The organism is Klebsiella sp. MS 92-3, assembly GCF_000195655.1.
GTDB classification, from domain to species: Bacteria; Pseudomonadota; Gammaproteobacteria; order Enterobacterales; family Enterobacteriaceae; genus Klebsiella; species Klebsiella pneumoniae.
The window spans coordinates 66,563-68,979 of the sequence record NZ_GL882806.1 but is presented as its reverse complement, the minus strand read 5'-3'; the positions used below and the strand labels follow the sequence as shown (position 1 = coordinate 68,979).

General features: G+C 55.4%; 4 protein-coding genes, 1 pseudogene and 1 other annotated feature. Of the genes and pseudogenes, 1 reads left to right on the top strand and 4 read right to left on the bottom strand.

Features of this window, described 5'->3' with window-relative positions:
* Window positions 1–48: 48 nt before the first annotated feature.
* The 3 genes and pseudogenes from HMPREF9538_RS31075 to ibpA form a co-directional block, all read right to left on the bottom strand.
* Window positions 49–189, bottom strand: a pseudogene (locus tag HMPREF9538_RS31075) (DNA damage-inducible protein D); the annotation flags it as partial.
* A gap of 135 nt (window positions 190–324) precedes the next feature.
* Window positions 325–753, bottom strand: coding sequence for a small heat shock chaperone IbpB (ibpB, locus tag HMPREF9538_RS14300; protein ID WP_004145074.1), 429 nt, complete (start codon window positions 751–753; stop codon window positions 325–327).
* A gap of 116 nt (window positions 754–869) precedes the next feature.
* Window positions 870–1,283, bottom strand: a complete 414-nt coding sequence (gene ibpA, locus HMPREF9538_RS14305; protein ID WP_004151523.1) for a small heat shock chaperone IbpA — start codon at window positions 1,281–1,283, stop codon at window positions 870–872.
* Window positions 1,277–1,352 (bottom strand) — a sequence feature (ROSE (Repression Of Heat Shock gene Expression) occurs in the 5'-region of heat shock genes and acts as an RNA thermometer to modulate expression.). It overlaps the preceding gene by 7 nt.
* Window positions 1,353–1,597: 245 nt before the next feature.
* On the opposite strand from ibpA, the gene HMPREF9538_RS14310 reads away from it, so the two are divergent.
* Window positions 1,598–1,930 carry a YceK/YidQ family lipoprotein gene (locus HMPREF9538_RS14310; RefSeq protein WP_004151524.1) on the top strand — a complete coding sequence of 111 codons (333 nt, stop codon included), beginning with the start codon at window positions 1,598–1,600 and terminating at the stop codon, window positions 1,928–1,930.
* A 1-nt stretch (window position 1,931) separates the two neighbouring features.
* Here HMPREF9538_RS14310 and HMPREF9538_RS29910 read toward each other — a convergent pair.
* On the bottom strand, window positions 1,932–2,417 hold a 486-nt coding region (locus HMPREF9538_RS29910; protein WP_009485048.1), incomplete at its 5' end, for a TolB family protein.

Sequence of the window (2,417 nt, the reverse complement as noted above, 5' to 3'; positions counted from 1 at the left end):
TTTAAAAAAAAAGGGGTCTGCCGAGGGATGAGCACTCGCCTCACATCAAATTATCGCTTTTGCAATGACCTTATAAAAATTCCGCCACTCTTTATAGTCAAGCAGGGGACCAAGGTTGCGGGCAGACCAATACTCCCGCCCCGCCTCATCGCTCTTTCTAATCGCTTCAAATGGCTGCTGTTCGTTCATAACGTATCCTTGTTTGAGTGAGTCCCAAAGTTGATTGTTTTTTAAACTGAAACACCCGTTGCAGCAAGGAAGTTTATTGTGCTCTCGCACACAAAAAAGCCCCGAAAATCGGGGCCTTATAAGTTATTCGCTTAATTAACTATTTAATGCCGGTCGTTCGCTGATGGCGATACGCTGCGGGGCGATCTGCTCAGGCTCATTGCGGGTCAGATCGATATGCAGCAGGCCATTGGTGAAGGTCGCGCCTGAGACCTCCATGTTGTCGGCGAGGGTGAAGCTCAGGCTGAAGGCCTGGCTCACCAACCCCTGGTGCAGCCATGTGGTCTCTTTTTCCGGTTGCTGCGGCGTGCCTTTCACCACCAGACGGGTGCCTTCCAGTTGAATATCCAGATCTTCCTGACGGAAACCGGCCAGCGCAAGGGTAATGCGGTAGTGGTTATCGTCGCTTTTTTCGATGTTATAGGGCGGGAAGCTTTGGCTTTCACCAGCGGTTTGCAGGGCGCTGGCCAGTTTGTCAAAACCGATCCATTGACGCAGCAGGGGGGATAAATCGTAGTTACGCATACTGTTTTCTCCTTCTAAGAAGCGAGTGAATACCTGCGAATTCTGTAAATTCGCATCTGCTCCCTGACGGCGAGCAGGTTGTTACATCAGGCCGCCACGCGGCCTGAAACGGACAATTAGTTGATTTCGATGCGGCGCGGCTTGTTCGCTTCCGGGATCACCCGTTCCAGATCGATATACAGCAGGCCGTTCACCAGATTGGCGCCGCGGACGTGAATGTTTTCCGCCAGCTGGAATTTGCGCTCGAAGTTGCGCTCGGCGATCCCCTGATACAGGTAGGTCCGCTCTTTCTGCTCGGCGGCGTGGGCGCCTTTGACGATCAGCAGATTGTCCTGGGCAGTGATCTCCAGCTCGCTTTCAGCAAAGCCAGCCACCGCGATAGCGATGCGATAGTGGTTTTCGTCTACCAGCTCGACGTTATACGGAGGGTAGCCGCCGTTGCTCTGGCTTTGATTGTTTTCCAGCAGGTTGAACAGGCGGTCGAAACCAATGGCTGAACGATATAGCGGGGAAAGATCGAAGTTACGCATAGTAAATAGCTCCTGAAAATCAGCGAGAATCAAATGACCTTCCATCGTGGACAGGCCGCGGTAATCCGGAATACCCCTCAGGCGTATTCTCAGTGGGTTACACCTATAAAATGGGTTTCTCCCCGTGCTTTTCAAGGGATTGAGGGCAATTTTTTTTGCAGTTTATCGATGATTGCTTAGACTGGGTGGAGGAGCACAAAAAGCAAAGTGCGATGCCCGCCACAGTGCGGCGCAATAACACTATGCATTCACGGGATGGCCCGATATAACCGCTGAAAGGTTATCTCAACGCCCGAAACGACAATGGAAGAACAATGAAAAGCAGACGACTGTTAAAGCTGGTCCTGTTCAGCGGGATAATAAGCCTGAGCGGTTGCTCCAGCGTAATGTCACATACCGGTGGCAAAGAGGGAACCTATCCGGGCACGCGATCCAGTGCGCAAACGCTGGGGGACAGCGATACCAACTGGGGTGTGAAATCGCTGGTGGCGCTGGACATGCCGTTCACCGCCGTCATGGATACCCTGCTGCTGCCGTGGGATATGTTCCGCACCGACAGCTCCATCAAATCTCGGGTCGAAAAGAGCGAGAAGGCTACGCTGGCGACCAACTCGGTGATCCCGCCAGCGCCGATGCCTGCCCAGTAAGTTATCGTCCGGTCTGCGTAACCCACAGCTGACGATAACCGTCCACCTCCTCCATCCAGGCAATCTGTTTACCGTCTGGCGAAAAGACGATCGCGTCCGCCGAGGGCGCATGCGCATGCGTATCGGTTAAAAAGGTGATATCTCCCGTACCGGCATGGCAGCAGGCAATCCGATCCTCCAGCGCAAAACCCAGCCACTCTCCCGACGGATGCCAGTTAAACGCCGACTGGATACCCGACGCGTGATGCGTCAACTGCCGCGGCTCGCCCCCCTGCGGGGAAATAAGCCACAGCTGCACTACGCCGGCGTCGTCGCGCATCAGAAAGGCTATCGCCGTCGCCTGGGGATTGGCGCGCACCCAGTGGCGCGGGACGTTCACCAGTCCCGGGTAGCGGCGATGGTGGGTGAAGGTCAAACGACGCTGGCTGACGCCCGCCGGCGGCGCCGGCATTGTGGTTGCGGTACCGGCCAGCGGCGCCCCCCCCGG

Coding starts and splice junctions, on each gene's coding strand:
- ibpA (WP_004151523.1), bottom strand. CDS start 1,283: ATGCGTAACTTCGATCTTTCCCCGCTATATCGTTCAGCCATTGGTTTC.
- HMPREF9538_RS14310 (WP_004151524.1), top strand. CDS start 1,598: ATGAAAAGCAGACGACTGTTAAAGCTGGTCCTGTTCAGCGGGATAATA.
- ibpB (WP_004145074.1), bottom strand. CDS start 753: ATGCGTAACTACGATTTATCCCCCCTGCTGCGTCAATGGATCGGTTTT.